The 17,910-nt window shown below is 62.9% G+C and carries 14 protein-coding genes; 8 read left to right on the plus strand and 6 right to left on the minus strand.

Annotated features, from left to right (window positions below; all coding sequences use genetic code 11):
- Positions 1 to 13: 13 nt before the first annotated feature.
- Positions 14 to 1,051: a sugar-binding transcriptional regulator gene (locus CZ322_RS02400; protein ID WP_234984426.1), complete on the plus strand. Its 1,038-nt coding sequence runs from the start codon at positions 14 to 16 to the stop codon at positions 1,049 to 1,051.
- Here the strand turns inward: CZ322_RS02400 and CZ322_RS02405 are convergent.
- Positions 1,048 to 1,827, minus strand: coding sequence for a hypothetical protein (locus CZ322_RS02405; RefSeq protein WP_143231815.1), 780 nt, complete (start codon positions 1,825 to 1,827; stop codon positions 1,048 to 1,050). The two genes, CZ322_RS02400 and CZ322_RS02405, sit on opposite strands and share 4 nt — an antisense overlap.
- Before the next feature lie 504 nt (positions 1,828 to 2,331).
- On the opposite strand from CZ322_RS02405, the gene CZ322_RS02410 reads away from it, so the two are divergent.
- The 3 genes from CZ322_RS02410 (at position 2,332) to CZ322_RS02420 (ending at position 7,406) form a co-directional block, all read left to right on the plus strand.
- Positions 2,332 to 4,407 carry an HAD-IC family P-type ATPase gene (locus CZ322_RS02410; protein ID WP_459543371.1) on the plus strand — a complete coding sequence of 692 codons (2,076 nt, stop codon included), beginning with the start codon at positions 2,332 to 2,334 and terminating at the stop codon, positions 4,405 to 4,407.
- 304 nt (positions 4,408 to 4,711) lie between these two features.
- Positions 4,712 to 5,890 carry an SKG-like transmembrane protein gene (locus CZ322_RS02415; RefSeq protein WP_087070062.1) on the plus strand — a complete coding sequence of 393 codons (1,179 nt, stop codon included), beginning with the start codon at positions 4,712 to 4,714 and terminating at the stop codon, positions 5,888 to 5,890.
- 331 nt (positions 5,891 to 6,221) lie between these two features.
- Complete coding sequence (locus CZ322_RS02420; RefSeq protein WP_180948684.1) at positions 6,222 to 7,406, plus strand: cation diffusion facilitator family transporter; 1,185 nt, start codon at positions 6,222 to 6,224, stop codon at positions 7,404 to 7,406.
- Between the two features lie 221 nt (positions 7,407 to 7,627).
- Here CZ322_RS02420 and CZ322_RS02425 read toward each other — a convergent pair whose 3' ends face one another.
- On the minus strand, positions 7,628 to 9,445 hold the full coding sequence (locus CZ322_RS02425) for an InlB B-repeat-containing protein (protein WP_087070063.1): 1,818 nt from the start codon (positions 9,443 to 9,445) through the stop codon (positions 7,628 to 7,630).
- Between the two features lie 807 nt (positions 9,446 to 10,252).
- Positions 10,253 to 11,101: an IS3 family transposase gene (locus CZ322_RS02430; protein WP_459543372.1), complete on the minus strand. Its 849-nt coding sequence runs from the start codon at positions 11,099 to 11,101 to the stop codon at positions 10,253 to 10,255.
- 94 nt (positions 11,102 to 11,195) lie between these two features.
- On the opposite strand from CZ322_RS02430, the gene upp reads away from it, so the two are divergent.
- Positions 11,196 to 11,834, plus strand: coding sequence for a uracil phosphoribosyltransferase (gene upp, locus CZ322_RS02440; protein ID WP_026429144.1), 639 nt, complete (start codon positions 11,196 to 11,198; stop codon positions 11,832 to 11,834).
- Between the two features lie 100 nt (positions 11,835 to 11,934).
- Here upp and CZ322_RS02445 read toward each other — a convergent pair whose 3' ends face one another.
- Positions 11,935 to 12,813, minus strand: coding sequence for a sulfite exporter TauE/SafE family protein (locus tag CZ322_RS02445; protein ID WP_087070065.1), 879 nt, complete (start codon positions 12,811 to 12,813; stop codon positions 11,935 to 11,937).
- Positions 12,814 to 12,918: 105 nt separating this feature from the next.
- Positions 12,919 to 13,119 (minus strand): hypothetical protein, encoded by a 201-nt coding sequence (locus CZ322_RS02450; protein WP_087070066.1) that lies wholly within the window; start codon positions 13,117 to 13,119, stop codon positions 12,919 to 12,921.
- Positions 13,120 to 13,219: 100 nt separating this feature from the next.
- Between CZ322_RS02450 and CZ322_RS02455 the strand changes: the two genes are divergently transcribed.
- From CZ322_RS02455 to CZ322_RS09965, 3 genes are all read left to right on the plus strand, one after another.
- Positions 13,220 to 14,083: a DUF5926 family protein gene (locus tag CZ322_RS02455; protein ID WP_087070067.1), complete on the plus strand. Its 864-nt coding sequence runs from the start codon at positions 13,220 to 13,222 to the stop codon at positions 14,081 to 14,083.
- A 168-nt stretch (positions 14,084 to 14,251) separates the two neighbouring features.
- Positions 14,252 to 15,046, plus strand: a complete 795-nt coding sequence (locus CZ322_RS02460; RefSeq protein WP_087070068.1) for a glycosyltransferase — start codon at positions 14,252 to 14,254, stop codon at positions 15,044 to 15,046.
- Between the two features lie 176 nt (positions 15,047 to 15,222).
- Positions 15,223 to 15,393, plus strand: coding sequence for a hypothetical protein (locus CZ322_RS09965; protein ID WP_159454978.1), 171 nt, complete (start codon positions 15,223 to 15,225; stop codon positions 15,391 to 15,393).
- Here the strand turns inward: CZ322_RS09965 and CZ322_RS02465 are convergent.
- Positions 15,390 to 17,864 carry a hypothetical protein gene (locus tag CZ322_RS02465; protein ID WP_101657674.1) on the minus strand — a complete coding sequence of 825 codons (2,475 nt, stop codon included), beginning with the start codon at positions 17,862 to 17,864 and terminating at the stop codon, positions 15,390 to 15,392. The two genes, CZ322_RS09965 and CZ322_RS02465, sit on opposite strands and share 4 nt — an antisense overlap.
- Between the last annotated feature and the right edge of the window lie 46 nt (positions 17,865 to 17,910).

A 17,910-nucleotide genomic window follows, 5' to 3' on the forward strand; every position in this document is an offset into this window, starting at 1 on the left:
CGTGAATTGATGAATGAGCACCAGATTCACGCCGAATAACGGCGATAATCATCACTCCGAAAGTGGTGCTATCAGCTATGCTGAACATATGTCCAAGGAAGCACATACTATTTATGACCGCGAGCACCTCGAATTACTCCTGGAAGTTTCCAAAAGGTACTACCTTGATAATGCCAAGCAAAGCGACATAGCTGCTGAAATTGGCTACTCTCGAGTGACGGTTTCCCGGTTATTGGCACAGGCTCGCGCGGCCGGGATTGTGAAAATAGAAATTTCCCATCCCTCGGCACGTCTCCTTGGTTTGGAGCAACAGCTACTCGATACCTACCAGCTCAAGGAAGTACGAGTGGTCGCCACCAGCGAAGCGGACACTAAATCTGCCATTGACTCCGCCGCGGCAGATGTGTTGCTGGCACATTGCAACCCTCGTTCTACCGTGGCAATTTCTAATGGTCGCGCGGTGGCCGCTACGGTAGCGAAACTGCCCCGACGCACCTGGACCTCGTCTTGTGTCGTTCCTATTCTGGGAATGACCGGTTCGGGACTCCCCTTCATAGATAGCCCGGATTTATGCCGAGCCGCCTCGAAGAAACTCGGGGGCAACCACTGGGTTCTTCCCGTACCGCTGGTGTTTGAAACCGAGTTAGCTGCGCAGGCGATGAGCCAGGAACCATCGGTGCATCGCACCTTGGATTTAGCCGCTCGTGCCGATGTGGCATTGGTGGGAGTCGGGGCGGTGTCCATAGCTGGTTCTAGCCCCTTGCTGCGCAAATGGATCACCCATCCGATTCAACGTGAGCTGGCTCGGAAACACGCGGTGGCGCACCTCAACGGGCACTACCTTAACGCCCAGGGAAAGCATGTTGATGTGTCCTTGTGCCGCCGTACCGTGTGCCTCCACCCCTCTAAACTGCGCGATATCCCTTTTGTGGTGGGGGTGGCTTACGGCACGGAAAAGGTTGCCGCTATAGAAGCAGTGCTGGTGGGTGGCTATCTTGACGCCTTGATTACCGACGATTACACCGCTGCGGCTCTCGTTGAAGAGGTCTAACTCGCCGGTGGCTTATCGATCACCGAGCCGTTCACGGAGCGGAAGTCCCAGACGGTGCGGCAGGCCATATTTTCCTCCCGAGCCTGTCCGTCCGGCCCGCGCACTCCCTGAGTGAAATCGGGGCTTTCCACCATGTAATCCACGTATTCGATCACCCCGGTGCGCCGGTTATATCCCACGCTGCCCGCGAGAATGACCCAGTCGCCATCCTGCGCGCAGGTATCCATGAGCTGGGTACCCAGTGAAGGAAGTTTCGTGCCTTGACGCAGTTCCCCCGATACAACCCCGCGCTCATTTTCGGCGCCGTAATCGGCGCTGCGAATCAGGAACCGCATATCGTCCTTCGAAAGCGGCGCCAGGCTCGCCTTATTGGGAGGCTGCCCGTTGATGGTATATTCGAGCACCTTATCCCCGTCATAGCGCTGCACCAGCTCATTGACGCTGAGTCGCGAAGCCCAATCATCCAGGCCAGAGCTGTTATTGGTGCGCAGCACCCCGACCTCGAACTCCGTCATGCCATCGACCGCACGCAGAGCTTCCGCCATGATCGCCTCCCCCGATGCGGGTTCCGCACCGGGCGAGCCAGCCGCAGCAGGCGAGGGCGCTGCATTGCTTGATGACCCCGCCGCGCCCGCCGTTGGGGTAGCGCTTGCCGAACCGGCCGACGGTGCCGGGGTGCTTGCGGCCTGCTGCGGCGTCGTCGTGCTACTACAGGAAGCGAGGGCCGCAACCGCGCAGATTCCCGCGACGCTGCGGAAAATATTCTTTCGTGCCATACCTCATGCTACCGCCGCACGGCGCGTAAGTGTGACGGGCACCGCAACCCGGCGCGCCCGCACCGTTCGAGCACCGCCCACACCGTTGCGCACCGCCCGCGCCGTTGCGTCACCGCCCGCGCCGTCCCAGCCCCATTGCGCCCCGCACCCAAGAAACATTCACCCGCCGTCCAGCTTCCTTGCCTAGAATCGTTTTTTATGAACGACGCCGCACCCGCGCAGCGGGACTTTGACTCGACCGCGCCCGGCCCGGCGCCCACCGCCCCGGCCCCCGCCGCAAGCAAACCCGCGCAACGGGAACCCGAGTCCCTCGCCCTGACCGATCCCGCCACCGACCCCACCACCGGCAACGAGCACGTGCCCGCGAGCGACCCGGCCCTTGGGCTCAGCGCCGCGCAGGCCGCCCAGCTCGCCGCGGAGGGCAAGGCGAATACCCTCCCGGACCGCTCGGGGCGCTCGGCCGCGCAGATTGTGCGCGATAACGTTTTCACCCGCATTAACTTCATGCTCGGCGTGCTATTTATTGCCGTGATTCTCACCGGTTCGTGGATCAATAGCGCTTTCGGCCTGCTCATTATTGCGAACTCGATTATCGGCATTATTCAGGAGCTGCGCGCCAAGCACACCCTCGATTCCCTGGCGGTTATCGGCGAAGCACATCCGCGAGTGCGCCGCGAGGGCGAGGTGCACGAAATCGCGCGCGAAGAGGTGGTGCTCGGCGATATTATCGTGGTCGCCGCCGGCGAGCAGGTCGTGGTGGACGGCCTCGTCACCGAAGCCGATTACCTCGAGGTGGACGAATCGCTCCTCACCGGCGAATCCGATTCCATCCACAAGGAACCCGGCGCCGCGATGATGTCCGGCTCCTTCGTCTCCTCCGGCTCGGGCAGCTACCGCGCCACCCGCGTGGGCGCCGACGCCTACGCCGCCAAACTCACCTCCGCCGCCTCGAAATTCTCGCTCGTCGATTCCCAGCTGCAAAACGGGATCGACCGCATCCTCAAAGCCATCACCTGGGTGCTGGTGCCCGTGGGGCTGCTGACCATCTGGGGCCAGATCCGCGTGGTGGGCCTGGATTGGGCCGCCATCGGCGCGCACTGGCGCGACATCGTGCTCTCGGTCACCGGCGCGCTGGTGCCGATGATCCCCGAAGGCCTGGTGCTCATCACCTCGACCGCTTTCGCGCTGGGTGTGATCCGGCTCGGACGCCTGAACGTGCTGGTCAATGAGCTGCCGGCCATCGAAGGCCTCGCGCGCGTGGATACCGTCGCCGTGGACAAAACCGGCACTCTTACCGAAAATACCCTGCGTTTCGCGGGGCTCGAGTTGGTGCCCGGCGCGGCTGTGAGCAGCGGTTCTGATTCCGGTTCTGATTCCGGCGGCGCGAGTTCTTGCGCCGGTTCCAGTTCCGGCACCGCGCGGGAACAGCACGACGACGCCGCCACTTCCGCCGCGCGCGCTCAGGCCACCGCCCGGGAAGCCCTGGCCCAGCTGGGCGNAGTCATATCCGGCGATAATGCCGCGGCGGTCGGTGCGGTGACCACGCAGCTCGGCGTCGATGTGGGCACTCCCGTGGACGCGCGCACCATCCCGGAGGCGAGCTTCGCGGAAACGATCAACGAGAATGCCGTATTCGGGCGGGTGACCCCGGATCAGAAGCGCGCCATGGTCGCGGCGCTGCGCGGGGCGGGACACACTGTCGCGATGACGGGCGATGGCGTCAATGACGTACTCGCCCTCAAGGACGCCGACCTGGGCATCGGCATGGGTTCGGGCACCTCCGCCACTCGCTCGGTCGCGAAAATCGTGCTCCTCGACGATAAATTCGCCTCCCTCCCACATGTGGTGGGCGAAGGCCGGCGCGTGGTCGGAAATATCGAACGCGTGGCGCGGCTTTTCCTCACCAAAACGGTGTATTCGGCGGTGCTCGCCATCGCGGTGCTACTCTTCGCACTGCCCTATCCCTTCGTACCAATTCACGTGACGATCACCGGCTGGTTCACCATCGGCATCCCGGCCTTCCTCCTCTCCCTGCCGCCGAATAACGACGCCGCCCGCCCCGGTTTCGTGCAGCGCGTCATGCGTTTCGGTTTCCCGGCGGGCCTGATCGTGGGGGTTGCGACTTTTATTACCTACGTCATGTTGTACGACGGCGCAGCTAGCTCGGCATATGCGACTCAGGTGTCCACCGCGACGCTCCTGACGATGATTATTGCCTCCTCGTGGGTGCTCGTGGTGGTGGCCCGGCCCTATGTCTGGTGGAAGATTCTTCTTATTTTGCTGCCGCTGGTGGGTTACGGGGTGATTTTCCTGTGGCCCCTCACGCAGCGCGTGTTCATGCTGGATTCCTCTAACTCCGGGGCGATGGCCCTGGGCACGCTGGTGGGTGCGGTTGGCGCGGCGCTAATCGAGGCGCTGTGGTGGTTCTTGGGGCTACGCTTCGGGGAGCCGGCTCGGCTCTGGCAAAGCGCGGAGCAGCGGGCCGCGCAGCGCACCCAGGCTGAGCTGCGTAAGAAGGCGACGGCGGAGCGGCGCGCGGGGGATGGCGCGAGGGTGAGTGTGGCGGCTGCGGTGAAGTAGCACGGGCTGAGCTGCGCGTGAGGCTGGACGCGCGTGACACTGAATGCGAGCGCGAAGTAGCGGATGTTTCTCTGCTGGCCGAAGGCCCCTGAGCTTGGCAAACGCGAAACTTGCTTGCCGCTCCCGGCCGCTCTCTGATTGAATGAATGTGGCTTGGCTCGTGTAACCGGGCGCTCCGGCATATCCGGAGGCGCGCGGAAAGCGGCTAGCCACCTGTCACATCGGGGGCGTTTTCGCCGGTTACCGTACGCGGTCAGCGCGTGGAGTTGCCGGGCGCCGCTCCCGCGCATCGTTAGGATTTATCGTGAGCGAAGAAGACGCAACCCGTTCGCCGCAGGGCGGCGAACCCACCCGAGCTTTCCCTCCGCACGGCTCCGAGAACACCACTCCCGGCACGGGCAGCGCGCCCGAAGCCGCCGGCGCAGCTGATGCTGCCAGCGCGCCCACCCAAGCTTTTTCCACGCCCAGCTCACCTTCGGGCGATTACCCCACTCAGGCCTACGGTGCACCTACCGCCGCTTATCCCGGTCAGGGCCAGTATGGCGCCGCCGGGCAGGGCGGGCAGTACGGAGCCGGACAACCCGGGCAAGCCGGGCACTACGGCGGCCCCGCATATCCGGGAGCTCAGGCCGGCGCCGGCACCGGCACCCAGTATCCCGGCCAGGCTGGCCAAGGCAATCACTACGGCAGCCAGGCTGGTTACCCGCAGCGGGGTAATTATCCGGGTCAGGCCCCGCAATACGGTTCCGGCCAGGGCGGGCAGTACGGCGGCCCGGGCTATCCCGGCGGGCAATATGGCGGCGCCGGCTACCCGGGCGGCTCGGGCAATCAGTACCCCGGCGCAGGTGGCCCGAACGGACCTGGCGGCCCGAATGGTCCGCGCGGGAGTTATCCGGTCGGCTACGGTCAGCAGCCCAAGCAGAGCAAAACCGGCCTGTTTGTTGGTATCGGCGTGGGAATCATCGCGTTGATCGCTCTAGTTGTTGGCCTTATTTTCTTCCTCAACCGGGATAAGGCCAGCGATGATGCGCAGCCCGATCCCAGCTCGGTTCCTTCGGTTAGCGCACCCGCCACCCCGGACGCCACGGCCGCTCCGGAAACCAGCAAGGCACCCATCCTTGATTCGCCTACCACGCCCGCCCCCGCACCCTCCGGTGACTCGGGCAGCTCAACAGGTAAGGACGGCAAAGAAGGGCTGACCTACACCTACCCGCCGGAAAAAATCGCAGCGCTCTTCGATACCTTCCTCAAGGACCCGAGCTTCACCGCAGCATTTGGTAAACCTGCGCGTGACGACGTCGGCACCTGCATCGGCAATGCCGCACAGGGCAAGCTATCCGACCAGTTCATCGATGTCATCGAACGCGCCAGCAAGGGCGACATCATGGCCGGCAACGAAATTGAGGACCCCAAGTTCATGACTGACCTGCTCAACTTCATCCTCGTCATGGACTCCTGCGGAATAGATATCACAATGCAGTAGGGGCGTCGCCCTCATCAGCACCCCCGTGGGCCTATTGCGCATTCATTCACCCGGGCGCCGATTCCTTTCACGGAATTAGCGCCCGGGTGCTTTGCATTCTGGCCCGGGCCGCTACCTCGCCGCCGCGGCTCGCTGGCCCAACCGGCTGGCTCCGCCCGCCGCCTCGCCGGACTTGCTCACCGTCCCGGACTTTCTCACCTCCCCGGCCCACATCACTGCATATTATGCGCGTGGCCACATAGGCGTCGTCGTACATGCCCTGCATCACAGGCCGTACCCTGCCGAAAACACGGGCGGGCAGGTACACTCAGAGCCCCAAGGAGGTTATGTTATGCATAATAATAATTATTATCATTGTGAGCACGGCGACCACGCCGGCGGGCAATGCACCTGCGCTCAGCGCAGTTCTGGCGCCTCCGCCGCATCGGCGTCGGAGGAGAGCACGCCATCCGAGGAGGATGGCGAATCATTTAGCGTGGCCGGCCAAAACGGCGAAAATGGCGAAGTTAGCGAGGATGGCGACAACGCGCACCTATGCCACCTGGCTCGTACGCCCACCGCGGTAGCTCCCGCTGCCGGTCATGATCATGCCAGCGGCCATGAGCACGGGCCCGGGCATGTGCACGGCGCCGGGGCGCAACGCGGGCGCATCGCCTGGGCGCTCGGTATTACTTTCTCGATTCTGATCGCCGAGGTGATCGGGGCGTTCTGGCTCGGCTCGCTGGCCCTCCTTGTGGATGCCGGCCATATGCTCACCGATAGCGCCGGCCTGGTCATGGCGCTGGTGGCCGCTCACCTCACCACCAAACCCGCAACCAACCGCCGCACCTGGGGTTATGCTCGGGCGGAGATTATTTCCGCGTGCTTGCAGGCGACGCTGCTCCTCGGCGTGGGTATTTTCGTGATCATCGAAGCGATCAAACGCCTGACCGACCCGCCGGAGATGCCGGCTGCGCCGCTGCTGATTTTCGGCATTATCGGCCTGCTGGGCAATATCGCTTCCATGCTGATCCTCTTCACCGGGCGCGGCGCCAGCCTCAATATGAAGGCCGCCTTCCTGGAAGTTTGCAATGACGCGCTCGGTTCGGTTGCGGTGATCGTGGCGGCGGCGTCGATCTACTTCACCGGCTGGGGCGGCGCGGACGCGATTGCCGCGATCCTCATCGGAATTCTTATTATTCCGCGTGCGCTGCGGATTCTGTCCACTGCGCTCAACGTGTTGATGGAGGCGACGCCGCAGGGCCTGGACCTGGACGAAGTGCGCCAGCATATGGAGAATCTGCCGCACGTGATTCGGGTGCATGATATGCATGCGACGACGGTCGCCACCGGGCTGCCGGTGCTCAGCGCCCACGTGGTGGTTGAGGATGAGTGCTTCTTCGACGGGCACGCCCCGCGGATCCTCGATCAGCTCCAGCAGTGCGTCGCCGAGCATTTCCCGGTCAAGGTGGAGCATTCCACTTTCCAGCTGGAGCCGGCCGAGCATAGCAAATGTGAGTACGTGCCGCATGGGTAGAGAGTGGCGCTAAGCGCGGGCGGTGAGTAAGCACTGGGCCGCGAGCATCTATACCGCGAGCGTGACCGAAAGCAACCGCAGACCGCTGATAAGAACCGCAGACACGTGTGGGGGCACCCCAATCGGAGGTGCCCCCACACGTGTTTTTGCTAGTGCCTTAGCGGGATAGCGAGCCGGCAGAATAACCGGCAGAATAGAGCACCGGCAATTAGCAAGCAGCCCTAAGAATTCTTGCGGCGAGTAGCCACGAGGGCTCCGCCTGCCAGAACAAGCATGCCACCCAGAGCGAAGGGCGCCGCCGCATCACTACCGGTATGGGCGAGGGAACGGCTGCCCGCCTTGGCTACCGTGCCCTGCTTGCCGGGGGTAGCGGTCGCACCGGTTGTGCCGGGCTGGCTGGGTTCACCAGGAGTTCCGGGAGTTTCAGGCGTGCTGGGCGTCGTACCCGATGCCTGCCCAGGCTGACCGGGGTCACCAGGCTGGCCCGGGTTGCCCGGCTGACCCGGAGTTCCAGGCTCACCCGGCTCCGGAGTTTCCGTTCCAGGCTCAGGCGCAGGTTCCGGTGCCGGCTCGGGCTTCGGCTTGACGGTCAGCTTCGCTGTCCGAGTTACCGTGGCACCCTTCTCATCGGTCACCGTGAAGCTCAAATCATAGGTTCCCGGGGTATTCGGGTCATAGGCATTATCCGGGCTGGGCACCGCGGTGCCGCTGGAGGACACCACCATATCCGCGGGATCGAAAGGATCACCCACGGTGATGGTCATATCCTTGAGGCTCAGCTCCGGAGCAGCTTCGATGATGACCCAAGGTTGCTTGACAACTAGCTGCGCCGTCGCCGTACGTTTCACACCCTGCTCGTTCGTCACCGTAAAGGTGAGAGTGTAGGTACCGGGAGTCTTCGGATCGTATACGTTATCCGGGCTGGGCACGGCCGTGCCGCTGGAAGAAACCACCATATCCACCGGATCGAAAGGCTCACCGGCCTTGATTTCCACGTTCTTGAGCGTGAGCTCCGGGGCGGGAATGAGCGGGGTCCAACGCTTCTTGACGATCAGCTTCGCGGTGCGAGTAACCATACCGCCCTTGCTGTCCTTCGCCGTGAAAGTGATGGGGTATTCGCCAGCAACAGCATTGTCATAATCGCCCGCGGGCGTGACAGAGCCACCGTTGGCCGGATCGGTCAGATCCTTGCCGGCAAAATCCGTGGCGGAGACGACCATATCCGAAGGAGTGAATGCCTCACCCTCCCAAATCTCGATGTTCTTCACCTCGAGGGCCGGCTCCTTGGCCCACGCCGCGGTCAGATTGACCACGTTTTGCCGGCGGTATCCCAGCAGCCGGTTCGGGTCAATTTCGTCGAAACGGTAAGGTTTATCCACTGTGTACACGTTGTACTTGTAGGGCGGCTCGACGGCCGGAATATTGAGAGTGCTCTTCCCAATCCACCCGAGGAAGGTGTAACCCTCGCGCACCGGGTCCGTGGGCTTCTGCACGGTGCCGTGCGGGGTGATGAACATGCTGTAGAACGAGCCATCCTGGGCCTGATGCAGCGGATCGGTCGGAATCTTATCGGTCCAGGTACCGCCGTTGAGGTCATAGGTGGCGTAATTGAACTGTTCGTAGGAGATCTGCTGGAAGTAAATATTTTCGGTCGGTTTCACGTCCTTCACGTGGTACGTGAGGACGGCGTCCTTCCCGATCCCGGTCACGCTCTGCTCGAGGTTATCGGGGTAAAGCAGATCCGAGCCCGTGCTGGTAATCTTCCAGCCCGGCTGCATAACGATCTGACCGTTGAGCACCCAGCCCGCCGGAATTCGCTTGTAGTTGTAACGCTTGGCCGGGTCGCTCGGATAGGTAATACTTTCCGAAGGGTTATCTGGATTGTGAGCGGTGAACTCAAATTTTTGTATCTTCTCACCGATCACGTAGTTAAAATCAACAGACTGAGGCGCCGCCTCCGCCCGCAGGGGTTGCCCAACGACGACCATCGCAATAGCAGCGATCACCGCCAGCACCCTCGAAAGGTTTCGCGTGAGCATGTGGTGTGTCCTTACCTTAGATGAGTGATGAGTAAACTCAACTCAAGTAAATCACAATTGGAGAGTTAATTCTTAAGGTATTCAGCGTTTGCGCAGGTCGCGGCTGTGTGATTGATCATTTTCACAAAAGTTTTATGTTGATTTTACGCCGCGCAGTTTTACGTAACATAAATAATATTTTGCAGATTTTTGGAGCGCTTGCGTTTATGGCGCAGTTTCGTGCGGTACGACGGCGCAGCTGCGGCGACGGCGCAGCTTCGGCCAGCAATGTCACTTCGGCCGACGGCGCAGCTACCGGCCGGGGAAGCTGGGCACCGGGGAATGCCTCAGGATGCAAATTGGGGACCATCGGAGTCGCGTAGTGCAAATCCAGAGCAGAAATCCGGCCAAAATAGTGCGTAGATTTGCACCCTGTTGTGGGCTCGCTGTTGAAGCTTCACCTACGGGGCTAATAGACAAATGGTGGGTCTTATACCGGGAGTTTGCCCTGTCATACCAACGAAAAGTCGGCCTTATTGAGGTCGGGCACCTCAATAAGCTTGCTTCCTTGACATCCGTTGCGTGACATGCCTTGACGGAAAACTCGTTCCGTCCGGGCTGCCATGCGCCACAGCCACGGGGTGGGCAGAGGCGTCAGAGCCGCTTTCTGGGCCGTGTAGGCGCCATAGTGCGCGTTAGAGACACGAAATCGGGGACAAACGGTGCTCTCCCTCGCACTTCGTTTGTGTACCCGATTCGTACGGATCTGATCCGGATCCAAGCCAACGACACGCCGTCATTAGACCCACTTTTGGGGCTGCGGACTGTTTATTGGACATTATCGCTTAAAACCGCTTGACGATGCTCCACAATCGTTAAACCATCGAACTTCAAGGTAATACGCTTCTGGTTATAGAAGAACATATACTCGTCTATCGCCTCGCATAACTCATCGGTTGTAGCCCACTTCTTCCCGTGATAAATCTCGGTTTTCATCCGCCCGAAAAACCCCTCACAAGCAGAATTATCCGGACTACACCCCTTCTTCGACATCGACCGCGTCAACCCGTAACGCCGCGTAAGCTCAATCCAGGACACAGACCGGTAGTGGACTCCCCGATCCGAATGGATCACGAGTGGATGCTCACTCTGGCCGGCTTGTAGCTCGTTTAGACGCTGGTGCGGGAGGGTTGCCAGGGCGTTTTCAAGGGAGGAATCAGCCAACACTGAGGTTGGGTGTAATCCCCTCGTATACGCCACGACTTTCCCGTCATAACAGTCAATAATCGGGGAGAGATAAACCTTCCCGTTAGCTGCGTGGAACTCGCTGATATCCGTGAGCCAAAGCCGTCCGGGCTCATCAGCGTGGAAGTCACGCTCGACTAGGTTTTCCGGTGCCGGGCTGATCTCCCCGCCGTAACTAGAGTACTTCCGGCGTGCTTTGGCATACCTGACCGGGATTTCCTCTNCCGCGCGCCACCACGGCGCCGTCCACCACCACGAGCGCGCCGACGGGCACATCCCCACCCGCCGCGGCCCGTGCCGCCAGCTCCATCGCTTCGCGCATAAATAGCTTTTCCGCCGCCCGCATATCGCCGCACCTATCCTCAGGCGTGTCCTCGGGCGCATCCGCACTCCCCCGCGAATCGGCTCGCATATCTCCCCGCATGGCTCCATTGTGTCACGAGCCCCACGGCGAGCCGCCTGTGTCACGAGCCTCAAGCCGAGCCGCCCGCGCGCGTCGCCCGCCGGGTACCGCTATCCTTAAAGCATGCACATCCTCGAAATTGACCACCCTCTGGTCGCGCATAAACTCTCTGTCCTCCGTGATGAAACCACCCCGTCGGCAATTTTCCGGCAGCTAACCGAGGAGCTTGTGACTCTCCTCGCTTATGAAGCCACCCGGAATGTGGCGGTGCACGAAGTAACGGTCACCACCCCGGTGGCTACCACAACCGGCGTGAAGCTGGCCCGCCCGGCGCCCATCGTCGTTCCGATTTTGCGGGCCGGCCTGGGCATGCTGGAAGGAATGACGAAGCTCCTTCCCACCGCCGAAGTTGGCTTCCTCGGCCTGCGCCGCGATGAGGAAACTCTCGAGGCCGTCACCTACGCTAACCGCCTCCCGGATGATCTGACCGGGAGGCAGTGTTTTGTTCTTGACCCGATGCTGGCCACCGGCCACACCATCCACGAATCCATCAACTACCTGCTCGAACGCGGCGCGCGGGATGTCACCTGCGTGTGCCTGCTGGCCACCCCGCAGGGCCTGGAGGAAGTGAAATCGCACCTGCCCGAGGATGCGGACGTCAAGATCGTCGTCGCTTCCATCGATGAGGGCCTCAACGAGAAGGCCTACATCGTGCCGGGTCTGGGCGATGCCGGGGACCGCCTGTACGGCGTCGTCGACTAAAACACCAGAACCACGCGGGTGAGCACCGTTTACACGGTGAACAGTGCTCACCCGTTCCGGTTTTAAGAACGACGACGCCGCCTCCTGGCCCACGCCCCACTTAGAGGAGGTCGCTGGCCAGGGTGCCGGCCGCTACCGCGAGAAGCAGCACGCCAAAGAGGATGGTGGCGATGCGATCAGGAATGCGCCGGCCAGCGGCTTCCCCGCCGATGCTTCCCAACGCCGAGCCGGCAGTGAAAAGCGCGACGACCAGCCAGTCCACATCGAGGCCGGCCGCGAATTGCGGGATGCGGCCGAGCCCGGCCACCGCCATATTGATGCTCATGACGAGCAGCGAGGTGGCGCTCGCGTAGCGGGCGGGCATGCGCAGCAGCAAGATGAGGGCGGGGACCACCACGAAGCCGCCGCCCACTCCGAAGAAGCCGGAGAGCGCTCCCGCGCCGAAAGCTCCCAGGACGGTGACGAGGTAGGTGTGCCAGCGCGGGGCAGAGGCGGGAGGGTTTTCCGGCGCGGCTAGCTTTTCCGGAGTGTCCAAATTTTCTGGCGCGGCACCCACACGTGATTCGCTACCCGCACGCGTGCCAGCACCATCGCGAGATTCGCCGTCCGCACCCGATTCGCCGCCCGAACGCGCGGCGCGCCAGAACATGCTCAGCGCCACCACCACGAGCAGAGCGCTCAGCGACCACACCAGGACTTGCCCGGATACCGCGCCGGCGAGGAAAGCTCCCGCCAGAGTTCCCGGGATGCCCACCAGGGCGAATATCAGGCCAGTTCCCCAGCGCACGCGCCGGGCCAGGGCCGCGGAGATCATGCCGACTAACGACGTGACCCCCACGATAATGATGGATTCGGCGGAAGCTTGGTGCGCGCTATGCCCGAAAATGGTGAGGAGAATAGGGATAGTGAGGATGCCGCCGCCAGCCCCAAGCAGGCCAACAACGAAACCGACAGCAATTCCAACTCCGCAGGCAAGCACAGCGTCACTCTATCGCAGCGTCGCGCCGCGCCGGCCTATCGCCGCAGCGCCCCGCGCTCGCGCCGCGCCGGCGCTGGCCTCCGCCGATGCAAAGTCAAGGCGCCCCTAGTCGCGATTCGCCCACCAGCGCCAAATAATGACGGCAACACCCACGGCAACCGCGGCGATTCCCACCCAGCGGATAATGGATACCGCCGTCGGATCCGCGGCGGGCGCGGCAAGGAGCTCGCCCGCCAGGGATGCGGTGAGGGCCGGAGATACGGTGAGGCCGGCAAGCTGCGGCGTCGTCGTTATGAGCAGATCCATAACGCAACTCTAACGTGACCATCGCCCGCGGGCCGCATCTCACGTAGAATCTCGAGGGTAAACGGCATCACCCTGCATAGAAGCGAGAAGACGAGGACTTATGGCTAAGAAGAACCGCAAGAAGGATTCGGCGACCCCGAAGAAGAAGCGCGCGATTATTCCTTTCGTTGAACGGCCTTTTGAGGGGCTGGATGCCGAGGCGGAGCTGGTGGCGATGCGCGATCTGCTGCCGCTGGCGACCATGACCGTCACCCTCACCGAGGAGTACGGCAGCGAAGAGGTTATTTTTGGCACGCTGCTGCCGAATATGGTCGGCGCGCTGCGGCGCACGGACGGCCAGCTCCTGGTCGCGATGCAGACGGTTATGAATTCTGGCGACGCTTCTTTGGATATTGCCACGCGTGTGCTCGCCGGTCTGGAGCTCAAGCCGGGCGAAAGCTACCCGGGTGGCACGCAGCCGGAGGCCGGCTCCCCGCGTTTGCAGGATATTGTGGCCTCGTTCTCCGAGCTGGAACTGCAAGAAGATCCGGCTTTCTGGATGACGGAAGAGGAAGCCGCCACCCCCGAATCGCAGGCGGCTTTGCGTGATGCCCGCGCGGATATGGTTCCCGCCGCGCGCATCGAATCCGTGAACGGTGCTTACTGGTGCCGGATGTCGCGCGAGTTTTTGCGCTGGGTTCGCCCCGAACCGCGCGATGCCGTATTGGACGGTTTGGCGCGTTTGCGCGTTTCCTGCGAGGAGCGTTGGGACGACGACGCCCGCTTCATCGGTGCGTTCCGCGCCTACGGATTGTCGGTCCCGGTGTGGGAATTGGCGCGCGGCACCGAAGCAGAGGAATTGGAAGAGCCGCTGGCGAAGTTCGCGGAAAAGCTGAGTGCGGCTATTGCTTCAACCGAGCCGCTCACCTCGGAAGAAAAGCGAGCTCGCTCCGGGCTGGTTTCCCGCCAGGTGACCTTGCGCTAAGCGGCGCGGGCGCGCGCCGGGCTGGTTTCCCGTCAGGTGACCTTGCGGTCAGCAGCGCCGATGCCCCGGCTTGGGTAGCCTCTCGCTCAGCCGGCCCTCTTTAGTGAACTTCCACTAGTTTATAGAAACGGTAAGCAAAGGCCCCGTTTTTCCCTATACACTTATGCCGTGAGTAAAGTCGGTCAGGTCGCGGTGGTCGTGCCCGCGAAGGACGAGGAGCAGTACGTGGGGCGTACTGTGCGCGCAGCGTATGCGCTTCCGGGTGTGGACCTCGTGGTGGTTGTTGACGACGGGTCGGATGACGAAACCCAGGCTATTGCCCGCGCTTCCGGGGCTACGGTGGTGCGCCATTCGGTGAATCGCGGGAAGGCTTCGGCGATGGAGACCGGGGCGAAGGTGGTCCGCATGCGCGATGTTGAGGGTCGCCCGCCCCGCCATTTACTTTTCCTTGACGCGGATCTGGGCGATTCGGCTATTGAGTGCGCTCCGCTTATCGGGCCGGTTGTGGATGGCCGGGTGGATTGCGCGATTGCAGCTTTGCCTCCGCAGGAGGGGGCGGGCGGTCACGGTTTTGTGACTCGTTTGGGGCGCCGCGCGATTGAGCGGGCTACTGGTTGGTCTCCGCTTCAGCCGCTGTCCGGGCAGCGCTGTATGACGGCGGCGGCTTTTGATGCGGCGCGTCCGCTCGCGAAGGGCTGGGGCGTTGAGGTGGGAATGACCATCGATATGCTGGTGGCTGGCCTGACTCTCCAGGAGATTCCGTGCGATATTCGCCATCGCGCCACCGGGAATGATGTGGCTGGGACTCTACACCGGGCCGGGCAGTACCGTGATGTTTTCCGTGCGGTGTGGTCGCGCCGCTTCCACGGTGTCAAGGTGCCCGCGGAGTCACGCGGCGCTGCCAGTTCCAGCGGCATCGAGCATTTCGCTCCTTATCGCGCGCTGGTGCTGGAGCATTCCTGAGCGCTCATCCCTCCGTCCTCCGCAATCTAATCTCGCTATTTTTCTTTCCGGCTGGCTGCTATCTGCCAGCCGGTTTTTCTTGTGGTTATTGGGGAACTCTACCGATTCGCGTCACACAACTCAGGTAAGGTGGATGGCACAGGAAACCGAAGATTAACCAAAAAGGAGGACCCGATATGGCCATTGATCCGATTCTCGACAAAGCGATAGAACGTCTAGCAAATCTTGCGAGCAACCTAAGTACCGACGATCAGAACGAAGTTGCAGCCAAGGTGAAGGAAATTACCGACGAGTATCTCCGTGCTAAAGAAGAGGAAGAGGCAAAGTCTTCTGACTCAGATTCCTAGGCGTTGCTGGGCGCAGCTGCACCCGGCTTTTGCCCATTAATATCTTCAAGATATTCCGCGCTGCTCGCCCCGGCCCGCATGAGCCCAAGGGCAAAGGTGGGGGCGAGTAGTGCGACTCCGACTCCGAGGATGACCAGGCCGGAGTCGTTAATAAGGGAGGCGTAGCCGAGGGCGAGGAAGCCCGCGGCCGCCGCAGCAGCCAGGTGCGGATGGGCTGTAACGCACGCGTGTACCTGCGCAGTTGCTGGCCGGGCCCGCAGATCCCAGCGCCCCGAGGTCACTAGCCACACCGCCACGCATACTCCCACGAGGAGTGTGGCACCCAGCGCGCCGGCGACTAGGGGCGGCAGGCCAAAGAATGCTTGAGATAGTTTTCGGGCGACGACGGCGCCAGCCCCGCCGTGTTCCACCCTGCCCACGAAGTTACCTAGGTGAGTGGTGGATCCCACAGCGCGGTCAAGCATAGCCAGGCCAGCCGAAACCGCCACCCCGGCGATGGCCGCAAGCGCGGTATTCCACCAGGTCCAGCGTTTTCCCCAGGTGTGCCAGGCGAGGTAGGCGAAGCCGAGGGTGAGGGCCGGCGGGCCGCCGGCATCCGCTCCGAAAACGGGAAGCCCATCCAGGGCGATGGCGCACGCACCCACCGCGAGTACGGCGAAGCCAGCCATACGGGTTGCCCGGTTATTGGGTGTGGCCGAACTGCCGGCGTTGCGTATGCGTGCGGCGAGGGCGGCTGCTGCGGCAAGCGTGCCGACAGCGAAGATAGCGAAGACCGAATTATTGAAGCCGAAGAAGCGCCCGGCAACGGTGGGGAGGGATCCCATAACCGAGGTGTTGGCGAGGGAGTATCCTCCGCCCAAGGTGCTGACGAGGACGTCTACCGCGATCACGGTGGCGCTGAGTGTTCCCAGCCGTGCTAGCGGGGCGGCGATCCAGCGCTCCCCTGCCAGGGCACGGTGGCGCGGCCCGGCTAGCGCCCAGGTGGCGAGGAGCGCGGCAAGAACGGCCAGGCTGCTCCACCAGCCAAGTAGCGGGCGGGAGAAGGTCCACCACGGAATAATTCCGATGAGGAGTGCGCTCACGGGCAGGGCCGCGAGCCAGGCCAAGAGTTGGGCGAAACCGGTGGGGCGGGCACGGCGGGCCTCGGCCCGGGTAGGCTGCGCGGGTGCGGTAACAGCCTGCGAAACTGAAGCCCCGGCAGAACTGTCAGCAGCCGCTGCCACTGTTGCGGGTGGGAAACGATGGAAACGAACCAGGTGGGCGGCAATAACCGCGAAGCAGACCAGCCCGAGGCCGGCGAGCAGGAGGTAGAACTGCGGGCTCAGCTGCGCAGTTAGATCTGCGCGCAGTGCTTGGCCGTGCAGGGTGGCATTGGCCGTGGCTAGTGTGGTTTTTCCACCGTTATCTACCGTGAGCGGCGTGGGGGCGCCGTTGTGCCAGGCGAGCACGCTGGGTGCCAGGTCAATGAGCTGAACGAGGCCAGTGGTGCGGGTGGTTGCGGAACGGGCGAGCGCCGTTGTTTCGCCCGGCTCCAGCAGTGCGAAGAAGCCAAGTTCGGCCCGCTCCGCACGGTCGGCCACAGTGGTGATGATGATGCGGGCCTGCGGTTGGTGCGCGGTAACACGCGCGATGATATCCCCGAGGCGTTCATCCAGGCTGGCGAGGCTCCCAGCAGGAACACTGCCGGCACTGGCGCTTCCGGCCTTAGTATTCCCCGCATCGACAGTTCCCGAATCGGTATTTCCCGCATCAAAACTCCCCGCGTCAATGACGGTGAGGTCCCGCCCGGCGAGTACCGAGCTATCCGCTAGGACATCAGCGAGATCCCGGTAGGCGATGCGTGATTCTGCCTGGCGATTGAGAGCGAGGGCAGCGCCCGGGCCCACCGCGAGCGCCCGCTCCGGAGCCACGGCCTGCGCTAGCGCACCCATAACCACCGGGTAGTGGGCGGCGCTGCTTTCTTCACTTATCTGCGCCGCATCGCGCACCGTACCGTCCTGGGTAACCAGGGATTCCGGCGCTACACAGCCGCTGCCAGCAGGAGTGACCGCCGCGCGGGCACCGGCCCCGAGGCTCACCCAGCCATCCACCGCGCAGGTGGTGGGCGCGGCCGTGCGCACGGAAATATTGGCGAGCGCAGCGCCGTAACCGCCCAAATTTTCCGTGCCCGAACCTGCCAAAGCTGCACTGAGCCGCGGGGTGCTTTTCTCACTGACATCTTCCCAGCGCAACCCGGCCACCCCGATCACCACCGTGGGGCGCGCTTGCTCCGGTGCCGCTTGCCCTGCCGAGCTAAGCTGCATAGCCGGCTCACCCTGCGCTTCCGGCAGGCTCACCGCGCGCGCGGACGCAGGCGCCGCACTCAGCGTGGCCCCGAAAACCAGCATCGCCACAACAGCAAGCACCGCCGCCCAGAGCCCGGCCAGTCGCATCGCGCGCCCGCCGTGACTATTACCGTGAGAATTCCGCATGGAACCAGCCTACTCGGCGCTTACGACACTTTCGGACGCCCCGAAC

It is taken from the genome of Actinotignum timonense (genome assembly GCF_900155575.1).
In the GTDB taxonomy this organism is placed as follows: domain Bacteria; phylum Actinomycetota; class Actinomycetes; order Actinomycetales; family Actinomycetaceae; genus Actinotignum; species Actinotignum timonense.